Raw genomic sequence first — 16,902 nt, forward strand, 5'->3', positions numbered from 1 at the left:
GGGGCTCAGGCGCGGACCGGCGTCTGAGCCTCCTGGGGCCGCGCCGTCGCGGGGGCCGGCTCCGGGGCCACCGGCTCCGGAGCCGACCTGGCGAAGCGCCGGGCCAGCACGGCGCAGACCATCAGCTGCATCTGGTGGAAGAGCATGAGCGGCAGCACGGCCAGGCTCGCCTGCGCCCCGAACAGCACGCTGGCCATGGGCAGCCCGGACGCCAGGCTCTTCTTCGACCCGGCGAAGACGATCGCGATCCGGTCCCCGCGGTCGAAGCCCAGCCGCCGGGAGCCGTGCCAGGTGAGCGTGAGCATCACGGCCAGCAGCACCGCCTCGACGGCCAGCAGCGCGCCCAGCCGGGCCAGGGTCACCTGGTGCCAGATGCCCCGGACCATGCCCTCGCTGAACGCGGCGTAGACGACCAGGAGGATCGAGCCGCGGTCGGCGTAGCCGAGGACCTTGCGGTGGCGGGCGACGAAGCCGCCGACCCAGGGGCGCAGCAGCTGTCCGGCGAGGAACGGGGCCAGCAGCTGCAGGGCGATCTTCACCATCGAGTCCGCCGAGAATCCGCCGCCCCCGTTGCCCAGCAGCAGCGCGGCCAGCAGCGGGGTGACGACGATGCCGATCAGGCTGGAGAAGGAGCCCGCGCAGATGGCGGCCGGGACATTGCCCCGGGCGATCGAGGTGAAGGCGATCGAGGACTGGATGGTGGAGGGCACCAGGCACAGAAAGAGCAGCCCGGTGTAGAGCGGATGCGTCAGCACATACGGCACCAGGCCGCGGGCGGCCGTGCCCAGCACCGGGAAGACGACGAAGGTGCAGGCCAGCACGGTGAGGTGGAGCCGCCAGTGGCGCATTCCGTCCAGCGCCTCGCGGGTGGACAGCCGCGCGCCGTACAGAAAGAAGAGAAAGGCGACCGCGACGGTGGTCGATCCGTCGGCGACGGTCGCGGCGCGGCCACTGGCGGGGAACAGCGCGGCGAGGACGACGGTGCCGATCAGGGCGAGGATGAACCAATCCAGAGGGAGCCAGGACGGGAGGGTGATCTTACGGCGGTGCATGCGCTCTCTTTCTCGGCTCTCTCGGCTCTCGCGGCTCTCTCGGTGGCTCGCTGCGTCCCGGGCGGCATGGTCGGATGCCCTCTCCAGCATGCTCTTGATCACCGCTATCGGGAATCCCACTGACCGCTCTGACTGTCATCGCGAACCGCGATGGCCCCCGCCTACACTTGCGGTGTGTACGACCCGTCCCAGCTGCGCACGTTCCTCATGGTCGCCCAGACGCTGAGCTTCACCCAGGCCGGCCACCGTCTGGGCCTGCGCCAGTCCACCGTCAGCCAGCACGTGCGCAAGCTGGAGGACGAGGTCGGCCGGCCGCTGTTCACGCGCGACACCCACGGGGTGGAGCTGACCGAGGACGGCGAGGCGATGCTGGGCTTCGCCCGGACGATCCTGGAGGCGAACGAGCGGGCGGCGAACTGGTTCCAGGGCACCCGGCTGCGCGGGCGGCTGCGCTTCGGCGCGTCGGAGGACTTCGTACTGTCCCGGCTCCCCGAGATCCTGGAGGGGTTCCGCCGCGACCACCCGGAGGTGGATCTGGAGCTGACCGTGGAGCTGTCGGGCACGCTGCACGAGCGGCTGGCGGCGGGGAAGCTGGACCTGGTGCTGGCCAAGCGGTCCGAGGAGCGGCCGGGGGGCCGGCTGGTGTGGCGGGACAAGCTGGTGTGGATCGGCTCGGAGCGGCTGCGTCTTGACCCCGACCGGCCCCTGCCGCTGATCGTCTTCCCGCCGCCGGGCCTCACCCGGGCCCGCGCGCTCGAAGTGCTGGAGCGGCACGGCAGGCCCTGGCGGATCGTGTGCACCAGCGGCAGTCTCAACGGGCTGGTCGCCGCGGCGCGCGCCGGTCTGGGGGTCATGGCGCACACGCGCGGCCTGATCCCGCCCGGCCTGGCGCGCATCCCGGACCGGGCCGGGCTGCCCGATCTGGGTCCGGTGGAGTTCGTCCTCCTGCACGGGAGGCGGCAGCGGGACTCCGCGGCCCGGGCCGCGGCCGACCGGCTGGCCGCCGCGATCCTGGCCGGACCCGTGCCCTGACCCCTGCCCGATGCGTTGACCTGTGCCCCGAGCTGTGCCCTGATGGGAGAGATTCGGTGGAGAAAGTCGTCACACATGAGCCGCACAACGGGCTCATAGCCCCAGATCAGATACGGTCACGGCGCTGTGCGGAGCGCTTCAAGGAGCTACTCATTGCGCGAGTTCACCGTCCCCCCGTTGACGAGCCCTCCGCAGACCGGAGGCTTGGCGGATTCCGTGTTCGAGCACGCGGACGCCGATCCGGACCGGGTGGCGCTGGGCCGTAAGACGGCGGACGGCCAGTGGCAGGACGTGTCCTCGGGCGAGTTCCGTGACCAGGTGCTGGCGCTCGCCAAGGGGCTGCTGGCCCAGGGCGTGCGGTTCGGCGACCGCGTCGCGATCATGTCCCGTACCCGCTACGAGTGGACGCTGTTCGACTTCGCGCTGTGGTCCATCGGGGCGCAGAGCGTGCCGATGTATCCCACCTCCTCCGCCGAGCAGGTCTTCTGGATGCTGCATGACGCGGACGTCTCCGCCTGTGTCGTGGAGCACGAGGACCACGCCATGACGATCGGCTCGGTCGTCGGGCGGCTGCCGATGCTGGCCCGGCTGTGGCAGCTGGACGCGGGCGCGGTGGACGAGCTGACCGCGGCCGGGGCGTCGGTGGACGACGAGGTGGTGCACCGCCACCGCAAGGCGCTGCAGCCCGAGAACCCCGCGACCATCGTCTACACCTCGGGCACCACCGGCCGCCCCAAGGGCTGTGTCATCACACACGCCAATCTGATGGCCGAGTGCGACACCGTGGTCGCCCGCTACGAGGAGGTCTTCCACTCCAAGCGGGGCGACGAGGCCGCGACCCTGCTGTTCCTGCCGCTCGCGCACGTCTTCGGCCGGATGGTCGAGGTCGCCGCCGTCCGCGGCCGGGTGAAACTGGCCCACCAGCCGAGCCTCACCGCGGCCGCGCTGCTGCCCGATCTGCAGTCGTTCCGGCCGACGTTCTTCCTGGCCGTGCCGTACATCTTCGAGAAGGTCTTCGCCGCGGCCCGCAGGAAGGCCGAGGCGGAGGGGAGGCTCGGCCCGTTCGACAAGGCCGTGGACGTCGCGGTGCGGTACGCCGAGGCGCAGGAGGCCAGGGCCTTCGACATCGGGCCCGGGCCCAGCGCCTCGCTGCGCGTGCAGCACCAGTTTTTCGACAAGATGGTCTACAGCAAGGTGCGGGCGGCGATGGGCGGCCGGGTGCGGCACGCCTTCTCGGGCGGCTCGGCGATGGAGCGCCGGCTCGGGCTGTTCTTCGCGGGCGCGGGCGTCACGGTCTTCGAGGGGTACGGGCTCACCGAGACCACCGCGGCGGCCGTCGCCAACCCGCCCGACCGGACCCGTTTCGGCACGGTGGGCGTCCCGCTGCCGGGCACCACCGTGCACATCGAGGACGACGGCGAGGTCCTGCTCTCGGGCGGCCAGGTCTTCGAGGGCTACCTCGGCGACCCCGAGGCGACCGACGCCGTGCTGCGGGACGGCTGGCTGGCCACCGGCGACCTGGGCACCCTCGACGACGACGGCTATCTGACCATCACCGGGCGGAAGAAGGAGATCCTGGTGACCTCCAGCGGCAAAAGCGTCTCGCCGGTGGTCCTGGAGGAGCGGATCAGGGCGCATCCGCTGGTCGCCCAGTGCATCGTGGTCGGCAATGACCGGCCGTATGTGGCCGCGCTGGTCACGCTGGACGCCGAGGCCGTCGCGCACTGGCTGGCGATGCGCGGCCGGCCGGAGCTGGCCGCGCAGGAGCTGGTCCGCGAGCCGGAGCTGGAGATGGAGATCCGGCGGGCCGTGATCGCGGCCAACACCCTGGTCTCCCAAGCCGAGTCGATTCGTACGTTCCGAATACTTGCAGCTCAGTTCTCGGAGGAGCATGGTCTCCTGACGCCTTCGCTGAAATTGAAGCGAAAGGCGATCGAGCAGGCGTATGCCGTCGAAATCGAGGCGCTCTACCATTCCTGAGCCGCAAAGGGGGCACGGAAATGATCGACATCATTCTCCCCGAACTTCCCGAGCGCGAGCTGGCACTGGTATCCGAGGAATTCTCCGGGCCTTCGGGCCATGTCCCGCGGCGGCCCGCCGCGGCAGCCGCCCTGGCCGGGCGGGTCACGCTGGGCGGGCCGCTGGCCGTGCCGGTGACGACGGAACTCGTGGGACGGGTTCCGGAGCTGAAGGCATATGTGGAATCGGAAGCCAACAAGGCCGACGAGCAGCGCGCGGTGTACCACTTGGTGCATCTTTCGGTCAGCTGCGCGCAAGAAACAGCCAGTTCTCAACTGCATACGGTCAATCTTGATCTGACCCTCTCGGCCGATCCGGCCGGAAATCGCCGGGCCACCTTCCAGCCGGTGGCCTGGTCCATGACCCCGCTGCAGCTCAGCGGGGAGGTCCGGGCCACCGGCCCGGCCCACCTCGGCCCGCGGCTGGGGTTCGTACGACAGGATCGAGCCGCGCTGGGCGCGCGGGTCTGTCTGGAGGCGCGGCGCGAGCTCAGGTCCGACCCGGGCTGGGAGATCCGCCGCACCCCCACGGCGAGCATCCGCGGCACCTACCGGCTGGCCATGGTGGTGCGGGCGCCGCGCGCCACGGTCAGCCGGGCCGCCGTCGAAGTGGGCGCGACGGTACGCGAGGGGCATGTGCTGCGGCGGTTCCGGGCGGAGCTGCCCGAACCGCTGCTGCTCGCCGCGGGGTGAGGAACGACCGGAACCGCGCGGTCCGGACCGCGGTGGCCGACGCGGTCGCCGCGGGCCGGATCGCCGGCGGCGGGCCCCGGCGAGCCCCCGGCCACCGCGTCGGCGGTGGCCTTCGCACGTCCGAGGGGGTGCGCGAGGTGTGGTGCGCGGGCGCGCTGGGAAGCAGCGGACGGAGTGGCCGGTAGGGAATGCGCCCCGTCCGTCGACCGTTCACTCTGAAGATGTACGCACCCGTATTCGACGTAAGGATCGACCGCTCGTGAGCAAGGTCCCCTTCATCACCCTCAGCAACGGCGTCCGGATGCCCCAGCTCGGCTTCGGCGTCTGGCAGGTCCCGGACGACGAGGCGGCCGACGCGGTCCGCACGGCGCTCGACGCCGGCTACCGCAGCATCGACACCGCCGCGATCTACGGCAACGAGGAGGGCACGGGAAGGGCCATTTCCGCGTCGGGCGTCCCGCGCGACGAGCTGTTCGTCACCACCAAGCTGTGGAACGCGGAGCACGGCTATGACTCCACCCTGCGCGCCTTCGACACCTCGCTGTCCAAGCTCGGCCTCGAGTATGTGGACCTGTATCTGATCCACTGGCCGCTGCCGGGGGTCGACAAGTACGTGGACACGTGGAAGGCGTTCGAGAAGATCCACGCCGAGGGCCGCGCCAAGGCCATCGGCCTCTCGAACTTCCACCCGGCCCACATCCAGCGGCTGCTCTCGGAGACCGAGATCGCCCCGGTCATCGACCAGGTCGAGCTGCACCCGCAGCTCCAGCAGGCGGAGCTGCGCGCCTTCAACGCCCGGCACAACATCGTCACCGAGGCCTGGTCCCCGCTCGGCCAGGGCAAGGGCCTGCTGGAGGACGACCGGCTGGGGGCCATCGCCGACAAGCACGGCAAGTCCCCGGCCCAGGTGGTGCTCCGCTGGCACCTGGAGCTGGGCAATGTGGTGATACCCAAGTCGGTCACGCCGTCCCGTATCCAGGAGAACATCGACGTGTTCGACTTCGAGCTGGACGCCCAGGACCTCGCCACGATCGACGCGATGGACTCCGGCAACCGCCTCGGCCCGGACCCGGACACCTTCAACGTGGTGTGATCCGGCGCCGTACCCGGCCCGTCGAGCGCCCCCGCCCTCACCGCAGGGCGGGGGCGTTCGCGTAACCGCTTGATCGGCGGCGGCTGTTCGGGTGGAGTCCGCGCCCGCCGGGCGTCAGCCGCCGGACACCGGGCCGCCTGCGGCGACGGGCGCGGGGGCGGGCCCGCGGGCGGTCGTGCCGGGTGTGCCGCGGGGCGCAACCGGGGAGAGCGGGCAGGTGGGCGGCGCGTGTCGGACCGGCTTACGTTGACGCAAGCCCCCACGACACGAGGAGACACCCGATGCTCCGCAGCCACAGACCTGCCCTCACCGCTGGTTGTGCCATCGCCATCGCCGCCCTCTCCCTGACTGCCATACCCGCCCTGGCGACTCCCGTCGCGGCGGAACCCGGCCCCACGTCCGCGGCCCCCACCGGGGCCCCCACCGAAGTCCCCACCGAGATGCTGGACGCGATGCGGCGCGACCTCGGCCTCACGGCCGACGAGGCGAGGGCCCGGATCACCAACGAGTACCGGGCCGGTACGGCCACCCCCGCCCTCCGCAGAAGCCTGGGGACCGCGTTCGGCGGCGCGTGGGTGACCGGCAAGACCGCCGAGCTCACCGTCGCCACGACCGACCAGGGCCGGCACGGCATGATCACCGCCGCCGGCGCCAGGCCCGTGACGGTCAGCCACAGCCTCGACGACCTCACCGCCGCGAAGGGCGCCCTGGACCGCGCGGCCGAGCGGCGCGCGCCTACGGCCGCGGCCGCCGCCGTGTGGTACGTGGATGTGAAGAGCAACAGCGTGGTGATCCAGGCGGCCGACCCCGACGAGGCCTCCGCCTTCGTCACCGACAGCGGCGTGGACCGCGGCATGGTGCGGATCGTGGAATCCGCCGAGCAGCCGAGACCGCTGGACGACGTGCGCGGCGGCGAGGCGTACTACATCAACGGCACCGCGCGCTGCTCGATCGGCTTCTCGGTGACGAAGGACTCCCAGGGCGGTTTCGTCACCGCGGGCCACTGCGGCCAGGCGGGCGCCACCACCACCGGCGTCAACAAGGCCGCACAGGGCACCTTCAAGGCCTCGCGCTTCCCCGGCAACGACTACGCCTGGGTGGCGGTCAACAGCAGTTGGACGCCCAAGCCCGTGGTGCTCGGCCCCGGCGGCTCCGTCGTCACGGTCTCCGGCTCCCAGCAGGCGCCGGTGGGCTCCTCGGTCTGCCGCTCCGGCTCGACGACCGGCTGGCACTGCGGCACGATCGAGCAGCTCGACACGAGTGTCCGGTACTCCGAGGGCATGGTCAGCGGCCTGTCCCGGACGACCGTGTGCGCCGAGCCCGGCGACTCCGGCGGTTCGTACATCTCCGGCAGCCAGGCCCAGGGCGTCACCTCGGGCGGCTCCGGTGACTGCACAAGCGGTGGCACCACGTACTTCCAGCCGGTCAACCCGATCCTCGAGGCGTACGGCCTCACCCTCACCACCGGCTGAGGCCCCCGGCGCCCCGGCAGCCCGCTCATAGCCCGGTCGCCCGGCCGACCGGGCCACGGGCGTGGCCCGAGACCCGCGGCCTGAAGCGGGCGGCCCGCCCACCGGGCGGCACTCGCCGCCCCGGATCGTGGCGTCCTGGACCAGTCCTAGACCACGCCCTGTCCTCGGGCGATGTCCTCGATGCGGTGGGCGAGCCGGAGGTCGAGCTCGGTCACCTTGCCGCCGACGCTGTGGGTGTTCACCGAGACGCCGACCTTGTTGTAGCCGAGGGTGAGGTCGGAGTGGTGCCCCAGCTCCTCCTGGGCCTCGGCGACCTGGGCCACCAGGCGGGCCGCGGCCGGGTGTCCCGGGAAGGAGTACTCGCGCACCAGCCGGTCGTCCCGCAGCGACCAGCCGGGAAGGTCCTCCAGACCCCGCTCGATCTCCTCGTTCGACAGCGGCTCGACCGCCATGGGACACCCCTTTCGTCGCGACGGGTCCCACCTTCCCACGGACCGTACGGACCACACGCGAGCCGCAGACGCGTGTTCGGTTACCGTCAGGGCATGACGACTGCCGTGATTGCCCCGGGGGTGGGCGCACTGCTGCGCGAATGGCGGGACCGGCGGCGGATCAGCCAGCTCGAACTCGCGCTGCGCGCCGACTCCTCCGCCCGCCACATCAGCTTCATCGAGACCGGGCGGGCCAGGCCCAGCCAGGAGATGGTGCTGCGCCTCGCCGAGCACCTCGACGTACCCGTGCGGGAGCGCAACGCCCTGCTGATCGCGGCCGGTTACGCGCCGCACTACCCGGAGACCTCTGTGGACGACCCGTCGATGGGCCCGCTGCGCGAGGGGATGGAGCGGCTGCTGACGGGCTACGACCCGTACCCGGCGATCGTCGTCGACGGGATGTACCAGGTGGTGGCGGCGAACCAGGGCATGGCGATGCTGCTGGAGGGGGTCGCGGACCACCTCCTGCGGCCGCCGATGAACGCGATGCGCATCACCTTGCACCCGGACGGCCTGGCCCCGCGCATCCTCAATCTGCGCGAGTGGCGGGGCCATCTGCTGGAGCAGATGGAGCGCCAGCTGGCGCTGATGCGGTCCTCGCCGCTGCGCAAGCTGTACGACGAGGTCAGCGCCTATCCGCTGGGCTCGGGGGGCCGGGAGCGGGCGGCCGTGGGCGGGGACCACGCGCCGTTCGCGCTGCCGATGGTGATCGAGCACGCCGGACATGTGCTGTCCTTCGTGTCCACGATCGCGACCTTCAACACCCCCATGGACGTCACCGTCTCCGAGCTGGCGATCGAGACCCTTCTCCCGGCCGACCCGGAGACGGCGCAGGTCCTGCGGCGGCTCATGCCGTAGGCGTCGCCGGGACCCGGTCCAGGAAGCCGAGGACGGAGCGGATCCGGCCGTCCTCGGCCAGCGTGATCACATCGGACCCGGCGACCGGCGCGGAGCCGTCGGCCGTCGAGACCAGCTCCCAGGTGAAGCGGGCGGTGTCGTGGTGCCCGTCGACGGTCCCGGTGTGCTGGAAGACGAAGCCGGGGAACTGTTCCTGGGCCCCGGCGATGACCGCCGCGAGCTGGTCGTGGCCGCTGACGGTGGCGAGCGGGTCGGTGTAGCCGCCGTCCTCGGTCCAGGCGGCGGCGACGGCCTTGGCGCGGGCCTCGGCGTCGGTCGCGTTCCACGCCTCGAAGTAGCGGGCGACGGCGGTCTCGTACTGCGACTTGACGGTCATGGCAGGGCTCTCCTCATTACCTGAAACGCAACTGTGGGGCCGGGTTCCGAGCCGGAGTGCGCCGGCCCGGAACCCGATGCCCCAACCCTGCCGCCGACGGCTCGTCCGGTCGATTACCCGCCAGGTAATGGAGGTGGCCAGGCCGGGGACGGCCCGGCTCAGGACAGTTCCGCCCAGGCCTTCTCGACGAGGGACGCGACCTTCTCGGGCTGGTTGGCCACGCCGCTGCCGCCCGGGCGGATCTGGACGGTGAGCCCGTCGCCCGTGCGCTGGCACAGGGTGACGTGCACGGACTCGGCGGTGGGCTTGGAGCCTTCCGGGGTGGGCTGGTTGTAGAGCACGCAGGAGACGTCGCCGAACACCTTGAGCTCGTCCGGCGGCACGGCGAGGGCGAGCCGTTTGCGGTCCTCGTACGGGACGTACGGCTTCGGCGACCGGCTCCGGACCGCGATCAGCGTGACAGTCGTCTCGACGTCCTCGTCGGCGTACTGCTTCACCACGGCGGCGGCACCGCCGTACGCCTCGGACAGCCGCTCGCCGCTCTTGCGCTCTTCCCTGGCGATGCCGTCCGCCATCTCCTTGGCCTTGGGGGCGCCTGACGCGCGCTGGATGTCGGCGAAGGGTCTGAGCCCGTCCAGCTTCGCGGGGGCGCTGAGCTCACCGCCGCTACCCCCGCCGCCGAAGCCCCCGCCGTCGTCGTCCGAGAGCAGGACGGGTATGCCGACCGCGGCGAGGCCGACCACGAGGCCGAGGGCCGCGGTGATCAGCGGGTTGCGCAAGGAGATCCGGCCCCGCCGCGGCGAGGACGCGGCAGGGGACCCGGCGGGAGACTGTCCGGGCTGCGCCGGGAAGCCCGCGGGCTGCGGGGCGATCCCCTGGGGCTGCGGGGGAAGGCCTTGGGGCTGCGGAGGAAGCCATTGGGGCTGCGGGGGCGTCGGGGGCTGTTGCTCAGTCATATGTCGGCCTCAAGGTTTCTCACGAGTCGTCACCTATGCGCGATTGCATCATTCTGGCCCAACCGACTGGATCCTTAACCTAGTAGACACTGTCTACGCGCCCTGGTAGACAGTGTCTATGAGCGAGCACGACACGGGGCTGCGGTCCCGGCTGATCGAGGTCGGCGTGGAGCTGGTGACCAGCGAGGGGATGCAGTCCCTGTCCCTGCGGGAGATCGCCCGCCGGGCCGGGGTGTCCCATGGGGCCCCGCGCCGGTACTTCCCCACCCACCTGGCGCTGTTGTCCGCGATCGCGCGCCAGGGCTTCGCCGCACTGGCCGCGGGCGCCGCCGGGGCGCTCGGGGACGGACGGGCCGAGCCGCGCGCCCAGCTGATGGCGCTGGGGCGGGTCTACCTCGACTTCGCCCTGACCAACCGCGGCATGTTCGAGCTGATGTTCCGCCATGACCTGCTGCGCAGCGACCACTTGGGGCTGCGCGAGACCAGCCTGCCGCTGTTCGAGGTGCTGGTCGACCTGGTCGCCCGGGCGCGGCCGACGGCCGATGCCGCGCCCCAGGTCGTCGCGGGTGCGCTGTGGGCCAATCTGCACGGCATCGCCCAGCTGTGGGGGTGGGGCAGCCTTCCCCTCGCGACGGGCGCCGACGACGTCGAACCGCTGCTGCGCGCCGCGCTGGACGCGCACCTCGGGCCGGAGCTGCCGTGAGCCCATCGCATCACCGGCGGCTCACGCTCGTCGCCGGCGTCACCGGGGCCGCGATCGTCGCCCTGGACGGCACCGTGCTGACCATCGCGCAGCCCGCCATGCGGCGGGATCTGCACGCCTCCTTCGCCGCGGTGCAGTGGACCAGCACCGGCTATCTCATCGCCGTGGCGAGCCTGCTGGTCTTCGCCGGCCGCCTGGGCGACCGCTACGGGCACCAGCGGCTGTTCGCCATCGGCACCCTGGGCTTCGCCGCCGCGTCGGCGGGCATCGGCCTGGCGCCCGGGGTCGGCTGGGTGATCGGGCTGCGCGTCGCCCAGGGGGTGTTCGGCGCACTGCTGCAACCGGCCACCCTCGGGATGCTGCGGGCCGCGTACCCGCCGGACCGGATCGGGATGCCCATCGCGCTGCGCACCAGCGCGATCGGGCTGGCCGCCGCGGCCGGCCCGCTGGTCGGCGGGGCGCTGACGGACCAGCTGGGCTGGCGCTCCGTCTTCTTCCTCACCGTGGCGCCCGCGCTGCTGATCGGTGTCCTGGCGCTCGTCGCCCGGATTCCGGAGCCGGAGCGGGCGCCCGGACTGCGGCTGGATCTGCCCGGCGCGCTCCTCCTCGCGCCGGCCCTGGCGTCCGTGGTGTACACGCTCGTCGCGCTGCCCGATGCCGGCTGGACGGCGGCGACCGCGCTCGGGTGCCTCGCCACCGCGGCGGCGGGCGGCGCGTTCGCGTGGCACACGCGCCGCACCGCGCACCCCCTGCTGCCGCCGGGACTGCTGCGGTCGGCGGCCGTCGCCCCGGCGCTCGGCATCCTGGTAACGGCGTCGGCCGCGGTGTTCGGGACGCTGTTCCTCGGCACGTACTTCCTGCAGGACGTGCTCGCGCTGGATCCGCTGCAGAGCGGGCTGAGGGCGCTGCCGCTGCCCGCGATGATGGTGCTGGGCGCGCCGGTGTGCGCCGTACTGCTGCGCCGGTACGGGCCCCGCCGTACGGCCGTGGCGGGGACGGCGCTGCTCGCCCTCGGCGTTCTGCTGTTCTCCCGGCTCGACGAGGAGTCGACGGCCGTGGCGATCGGCGGCTGCTTCCTGGCGATCGGCGCCGGGTTCGGCACGGTGATGGTCACCGCCACGGCCGTGATCGTGCGCCATGCGCCGGTGGAGCACGCCGGGGTGGCCGGCGGGCTTCAGCAGACCGCCCTGAACGTCGGCCCGGCGCTGGGCGTCGCCGCGGCGACCATGCTGATGGCCCTCACCACGACGGCCACCACGACGGTGGTCCTGGCGGCCGTCGCCGCGGTCGGGGTGCCGCTGGCCGCCGCGCTCCCCGGGTCAGGCGGCCGTCCCGGCGACCGGGGGCGCGCCGTCCGCGGGGACCGTCCCGGCGCCGGACCGGGCGGCGGCGCGGCGGGCGGCCATCACGACGTAGACCAGCACACCGGCGAAGAGGAAGAGCGTGCCCTGGTACACGGCCGCGTATCCGGCGCCCGCGACCAGCCAGAAGGAGAAGCCGAAACCGGCCAGCGCGAGCACCAGGTCCCGGGCGAAGCGGCCGGCGCGCACCTCGTCCCGGCGCCCCGACAGCAGGAAGTGGACTTGGGCGCCGGCGGCCAGCAGATACGGGACGGTCGCCGAGAAGGTGGTGATCAGGACCAGGGACTCGAAGACCCCGCCCGATCCTGAGGTGTAGTTGACGACGGTGAGCAGCGAGGCGAGGGCCGTGCCGACGAGCACGCCGAAGGTCGGCACGCCGCGCCGCTTGGCGGCGAACGCGGCGGGGAAGAGCCCGTCGCGGGCGGCCGCGTACGGCGCCTGGGCGCTCATCAGGATCCAGCCGTTGAGCGCGCCGACGATGGACACCACGGCGGCCAGCGCGATGAGCGTGCCGCCCCAGGTGCCGCCGAACATGGCGTCCACGGCGTCGGAGAAGGGCGCCGTGGAGTTCACCAGGTCCCGGTGGGCGACGGTGCCGAAGACCGACAGGGTGCCGACCAGGTAGACCACGGCGGCGCCGATGGTGCCCAGCACGCTGGCCCGCCCGACGTTGCGCTCCGGGTCGCGCACCTCGCCCGCGCTCATCGACGCCGACTCGACGCCCACATAGCTGTAGAGCAGGATCGCTGCCGCCGCCGACAGACCGCCGATCGCGCTGCCGCCGCCGGTGTGGAACGGGCCGAGGTTGTCCGGGTCGAAGAAGAAGAGCCCGGCGACGGCGACGAAGAGCAGCGGCACGAACTTCAGCACCGTGGAGACGATCTGCACCGCGCCGACCCACCGCGTGCCCGCCAGGTTCGCGAGCGCCGGGAGCCACAGCGCGAGCAGCGCCACGGCCAGGTCGACGCCCTTGGACGCATGGCCGGGGACGAGCACATGGACATAGCCGACGGCCGCGACCGCGAGCGCCGCGTTGCTCACCCAGGTCATGGTCCAGTACGACCAGGCGGACAGGAACCCCGCGAAGTCGCCGAACGCCGCGCGGGCGTAGACGTACGGCCCGCCGGTGCGCGGATCGCGCCGCGCCAGCCGCCCGAAGACCAGCGCGAGCGCGATCGCGCCGACGGTCAGGACGACGAAGGCGAGCAGGCTGACGGTGCCGTACGGGGCGACGGAGGCGGGCAGCAGAAAGATGCCGCCGCCGATGATGTTGCCCATGACGAGCGCGGTCGCCGTGGGCAGGCCGAAGCGGCGGGCGGGGTGCGGGTCGTGCATCCCGCCATGGTCGGGGAATCGTGCACGGTACACCAAATCACCGGGTTTTATCCGGCAGAGGTGGCGAGGCCGCCGGAGATGCTGCGGTGACATCGCCGAGCCGCCGTGATTCCTCGCCCTCCTTGGCCTGTGAGGTCTCCGGGACCTGCGGGCCGTCCGCCTCCCGCAGCCAGCGCCGCAGCACCGCGTGCACCCGCTCGGCGCCCACCAGTTCCTCCCCCGGCCGGGTCGGCGGGCTGAGTTCGAGGGGCCACAGCAGAAAGGGGTGGCTCTGCGCCCCGCCGAGCCCGCCGTGCGAGCCGATCTGCCCCTCGAAGGCGTGCACCTCGCCGGTCGCCGGGTGGTAGGCGGAGTTGACCATGATGTCGGGGGCGTTGCGGAAGTGCGCGGTGCGCCGTACGGCGGCCACGGCGCCGTCCCCGAAGACCACCAGCGGGCTGCGCCCCACGACCCGGCCGGTGTCGAGGTGGTGCTCGGCGCCGTCCGCGCCCAGCACCACCGCGCCGTGCCGCTCGGACCGTACGAGCAGGAAGCCCACGCCGGGGTGGTCGGCGAGGGTGCGCAGCAGCGCGGGGTGGCGGCGGTCGATCTCCTCGCGGCTCATCCGGCCCGGCACATCGGGGAAGGACACCAGACCCAGATTGCCGGAGGCGAGCACCACGGGATCGGACGGGCCGTGTCCGTCGCCGTCCCGCTCGGGCCTGCGCAGCGCCGCGCGCGCCGCCTCGCGCGCCTCGGCGCCGGCCCCGGCCGCCGCCGGGCGGTGCCCCCGGGGTGTGCGCCCGGTCCGCGGGGGCACGGGCAGTGCGCATCCGGCCCGCACCAGGTCCTCCAGGGTGAGGCCGTAGGTGTCGGCGAAGGTGGCGCCGGGGCTCTGTCCGTGGTCGGAGAGCAGCACGATGCGGTAGTCGCGCGGCGCGTGCTCGACGACCTCGGCGATCAGCGCGACACAGCGGTCGAGGCGGCGCAGCACCTGGTGGGTGTCGCGGCTGTGTGGCCCGGAGTGGTGGGCGACCTCGTCGTACGCCACCAGGTCGGCGTAGATCGCGGTGCGCCCTGACAGGATGTCCCCCATCACCGCGGCGACCACGACGTCGCGCTCCACGACGGTGGCGAAGGCGCGGATGAACGGGTACAGCCCGCCCCGGCCCACGCGCGGCGTCTCGCGGCGCAGCCTGGCGCGCGCCGACTGGCCGAGCTCGCGGAAGATCTCGGCGATGAAGGAGCCCGCGGTGCGGGTGGCGTTCGCGGGGTCCCTGAAGTACGCGAAGTAGCCGCTCCTGGAGCGGTTGTGGCGGCCGCGCCGGGCGGCCACCGAGAGCACCAGGGCCAGTTCCTCGGCGCCGCCGGTGAACAGGTTGCCGCGGCTGGCCCCGTCGACGGTGAGCAGCCCCTCGTCCCCGGTGCGGGCCGCGGCGCGGCGCTGCAGCTCGGCCGCGCTGGTCGGCCGGTTGCTGACGATGGTCTGCCGGGTCTCCTTCTCGTACCAGCGGAAGGCGGGCACGTCCTCGGTGGAGCCGTGCAGGATGCCGAGCTGGCTGGCGCCGGTCTGGCTGGACCAGTCGGTGCGCCAGGGGGTGAGCGCATGGGTGGTGTCGACCCACCCGGCGACGGTCTCCATGATCGGCGGCCGGTTGCCGCGGGGCCGCACCGCGTCCCGCAGCACATCGTGTCCTACGCCGTCGAGCTGCAGAAACACCGTGCCGGGCGGCTGCGGTGGCCCGCCCGGCTCGCCCTGTCCGCGCCGACGGCGCCGTCTTCGGTCCGCGAGCCGCGCCAGCCGCCGGCCGTAGGCGCCGTCGTCCCGCACGGTCAGGAAGGTGCTGGTCGCCGAGGACGCGGCGGACATGACGGCCGCGACCACCACGGCGGTCTCCGGCTCGGCGGTGCCGCGTCCGTCCGGGATCAGATTCAGCGCGACCAGCAGCAGCGAGCCGTTGAGCGCGAACACCAGCAGCCCGAGCACGAACGCGGGCACCAGCAGCAGGGCCCGCACCAGCAGCGGCCACACCAGCTCGCTGAGCAGGCCGAAGGCCCCGGCGCCGCTCGCCGCGGTGATCGCCGTACGGGTGGCGCTGTCCCCGTCGGGGGACTGCAGCCGGAAGTCGGGGAGGATGGCCGCGAGGGCCAGCATGGTGAGCGTGGACACCGCCCACACCGCGATCACCCGCAGCAGGGCCGCGCCCACGGATTTCCAACGGGGCATCTGCACGCCGTCACTCACCTCGCGTATCCAGGCCCGCTCGGCACTCGCGGGCCGGCCCCCAGCCTGTCACAGCGCATCCCGGGCCCGGCCGGGGCGTTTCTCCACAAGAATCACGCGTTCTGGCGCAAGTGAGCGGCGCGCTCCGGGCCCTGGCGGCGGCGGTCATCGTCGGAGCCTCGCCCCAGGGGTGACAGCCTCACGCCGGGCGGCCGAGCTCCTTGCGGAACAGCTCGAGGACGTTTCCGCCGAGGATCTTGAGGATGTCGGCCTCGGGCAGGCCCCTGCGGACCAGCGCCTCCGTGACCAGGGGCAGGCCGCGGGGGCCTTCGAGCCCCGGCACCACCAGCTCGGCGTACTCCAGGTCCTCGCAGCACGGCGGGCTGGTGTCCGCGCTGACCTCCTTGATGAAGTCCGGCCCCAGGCCCACCCGGTCCACACCCGCGACCTCGACGACATGCAGGATGTGGTCGGCCAGCCGGTCCACCGTGCGCTCGGCGGGGTCGGTGGCCAGGAACTCGCCGAGGAAGTTCACACACACCATGCCACCGGTGGCGACGATGCCGCGGATCTGCTCGTCGGTGAGGTTGCGGTGGTGGTCGAGCAGGGCGCGGGCGGAGGAGTGCGTGGCCAGCACGGGCCGGGTGGCCAGCTCCAGCACATGGGCGACGCCCGAGGCGCCCAGATGGGAGACGTCGAAGAGCATCCCCAGACGCTCCATCTCCGCCAGCGCCGCCACCCCCGCCTCGGTGAGCCGGCTGCCGGTGGCGTCCTCGCCGCTGCCGTCGGCCAGGGCGGTACGGCCCCAGTGGGCGATGGACGCCATGCGCACCCCGAGCCGGTGCAGGGTCGGGATCAGCTCCACGTTCGCGTCAAGGCCGGGGGCGCTCTCCAGCGCCAGGACCAGCGCGACCCTGCCCTCGCCCAGGGCGCGGTCGACGTCGTCCCCGTCCAGGCACAGCCGTACCTCGTCCGCGTTGCCCTCGGCCAGCGTGTGCGCGCACTCGATCATCCGCAGCGTCTCGCGCAGCGCGCCCTCGGGGCGGAACTGGTCCTCGATGAAGACCGGCAGCACCTGAAGATCCACCCCGCCCTCGCGCAGCTGGGGCAGCCACTGGTCGCGGAAGAAGGAGGCCCAGCGGTGCGGCGGGCGGGCGGTGACCGCGATCAGCAGGTCGTTGTGGGCGTCGGCGACCACCGCGCGGCGGTGAAGCTCTGTAGCGTGCACGGCGCCATGGTGCCGGAGGGGCGGGCTCCGG

Annotated in this window: 14 protein-coding genes and 1 pseudogene; 8 read left to right on the forward strand and 7 right to left on the reverse strand. The window is 72.8% G+C overall.

What is annotated here, in order from left to right:
* Positions 1-5: 5 nt before the first annotated feature.
* Positions 6-1,052, reverse strand: coding sequence for a bile acid:sodium symporter family protein (locus tag ACFZDL_RS00075; protein WP_353590484.1), 1,047 nt, complete (start codon positions 1,050-1,052; stop codon positions 6-8).
* Positions 1,053-1,226: 174 nt separating this feature from the next.
* Here ACFZDL_RS00075 and ACFZDL_RS00080 point away from each other — a divergent pair, with 174 nt between their 5' ends.
* The 5 genes from ACFZDL_RS00080 (at position 1,227) to ACFZDL_RS00100 (ending at position 7,360) form a co-directional block, all read left to right on the forward strand.
* Positions 1,227-2,084 carry a LysR substrate-binding domain-containing protein gene (locus ACFZDL_RS00080; protein ID WP_353590485.1) on the forward strand — a complete coding sequence of 286 codons (858 nt, stop codon included), beginning with the start codon at positions 1,227-1,229 and terminating at the stop codon, positions 2,082-2,084.
* Positions 2,085-2,237: 153 nt separating this feature from the next.
* Entirely contained in the window at positions 2,238-4,064 is a 1,827-nt protein-coding gene (locus tag ACFZDL_RS00085) for an AMP-dependent synthetase/ligase (protein WP_353590486.1), read from the forward strand.
* Positions 4,065-4,084: 20 nt separating this feature from the next.
* Positions 4,085-4,795 carry a hypothetical protein gene (locus tag ACFZDL_RS00090; RefSeq protein ID WP_353590488.1) on the forward strand — a complete coding sequence of 237 codons (711 nt, stop codon included), beginning with the start codon at positions 4,085-4,087 and terminating at the stop codon, positions 4,793-4,795.
* A 259-nt stretch (positions 4,796-5,054) separates the two neighbouring features.
* Positions 5,055-5,888 carry an aldo/keto reductase gene (locus ACFZDL_RS00095; RefSeq protein ID WP_353590489.1) on the forward strand — a complete coding sequence of 278 codons (834 nt, stop codon included), beginning with the start codon at positions 5,055-5,057 and terminating at the stop codon, positions 5,886-5,888.
* Between the two features lie 281 nt (positions 5,889-6,169).
* Positions 6,170-7,360 carry a S1 family peptidase gene (locus tag ACFZDL_RS00100; protein ID WP_353590490.1) on the forward strand — a complete coding sequence of 397 codons (1,191 nt, stop codon included), beginning with the start codon at positions 6,170-6,172 and terminating at the stop codon, positions 7,358-7,360.
* Positions 7,361-7,506: 146 nt separating this feature from the next.
* Here the strand turns inward: ACFZDL_RS00100 and ACFZDL_RS00105 are convergent, their stop codons facing one another.
* The gene (locus tag ACFZDL_RS00105; protein ID WP_353590491.1) at positions 7,507-7,812 is read right to left on the reverse strand and encodes a 4a-hydroxytetrahydrobiopterin dehydratase; all 306 of its coding nucleotides are present in this window, start codon (positions 7,810-7,812) and stop codon (positions 7,507-7,509) included.
* 93 nt (positions 7,813-7,905) lie between these two features.
* Here ACFZDL_RS00105 and ACFZDL_RS00110 point away from each other — a divergent pair, with 93 nt between their 5' ends.
* A complete protein-coding gene (locus ACFZDL_RS00110) occupies positions 7,906-8,709 on the forward strand; it encodes a helix-turn-helix transcriptional regulator (RefSeq protein ID WP_353590492.1) in 804 nt (267 codons plus the stop codon).
* Here ACFZDL_RS00110 and ACFZDL_RS00115 read toward each other — a convergent pair.
* A complete protein-coding gene (locus tag ACFZDL_RS00115; protein ID WP_353590493.1) occupies positions 8,699-9,085 on the reverse strand; it encodes a nuclear transport factor 2 family protein in 387 nt (128 codons plus the stop codon). The genes ACFZDL_RS00110 and ACFZDL_RS00115 overlap by 11 nt on opposite strands.
* A 158-nt stretch (positions 9,086-9,243) precedes the next feature.
* Positions 9,244-9,864, reverse strand: a complete 621-nt coding sequence (locus ACFZDL_RS00120) for a hypothetical protein (RefSeq protein WP_353590494.1) — start codon at positions 9,862-9,864, stop codon at positions 9,244-9,246.
* A gap of 295 nt (positions 9,865-10,159) precedes the next feature.
* Here ACFZDL_RS00120 and ACFZDL_RS00125 point away from each other — a divergent pair, with 295 nt between their 5' ends.
* Entirely contained in the window at positions 10,160-10,744 is a 585-nt protein-coding gene (locus ACFZDL_RS00125; RefSeq protein ID WP_353590495.1) for a TetR/AcrR family transcriptional regulator, read from the forward strand.
* Positions 10,741-12,108 (forward strand): annotated as a pseudogene (locus ACFZDL_RS00130) (MFS transporter); the annotation flags it as partial. The gene ACFZDL_RS00125 and the pseudogene ACFZDL_RS00130, both read left to right, overlap by 4 nt.
* Here ACFZDL_RS00130 and ACFZDL_RS00135 read toward each other — a convergent pair.
* The 3 genes from ACFZDL_RS00135 to ACFZDL_RS00145 all read right to left on the reverse strand — a co-directional run bounded on the left by ACFZDL_RS00135 (position 12,064) and on the right by ACFZDL_RS00145 (position 16,871).
* Positions 12,064-13,440 carry an amino acid permease gene (locus ACFZDL_RS00135; protein WP_353590496.1) on the reverse strand — a complete coding sequence of 459 codons (1,377 nt, stop codon included), beginning with the start codon at positions 13,438-13,440 and terminating at the stop codon, positions 12,064-12,066. The pseudogene ACFZDL_RS00130 and the gene ACFZDL_RS00135 sit on opposite strands and share 45 nt — an antisense overlap.
* 37 nt (positions 13,441-13,477) lie before the next feature.
* The gene (locus ACFZDL_RS00140; protein WP_353590792.1) at positions 13,478-15,646 is read right to left on the reverse strand and encodes a phage holin family protein; all 2,169 of its coding nucleotides are present in this window, start codon (positions 15,644-15,646) and stop codon (positions 13,478-13,480) included.
* Positions 15,647-15,842: 196 nt separating this feature from the next.
* Entirely contained in the window at positions 15,843-16,871 is a 1,029-nt protein-coding gene (locus ACFZDL_RS00145; RefSeq protein ID WP_353590497.1) for a membrane dipeptidase, read from the reverse strand.
* Between the last annotated feature and the right edge of the window lie 31 nt (positions 16,872-16,902).

The organism is Streptomyces sp. NPDC007917 (assembly GCF_042959105.1).
GTDB lineage: Bacteria > Actinomycetota > Actinomycetes > Streptomycetales > Streptomycetaceae > Streptomyces.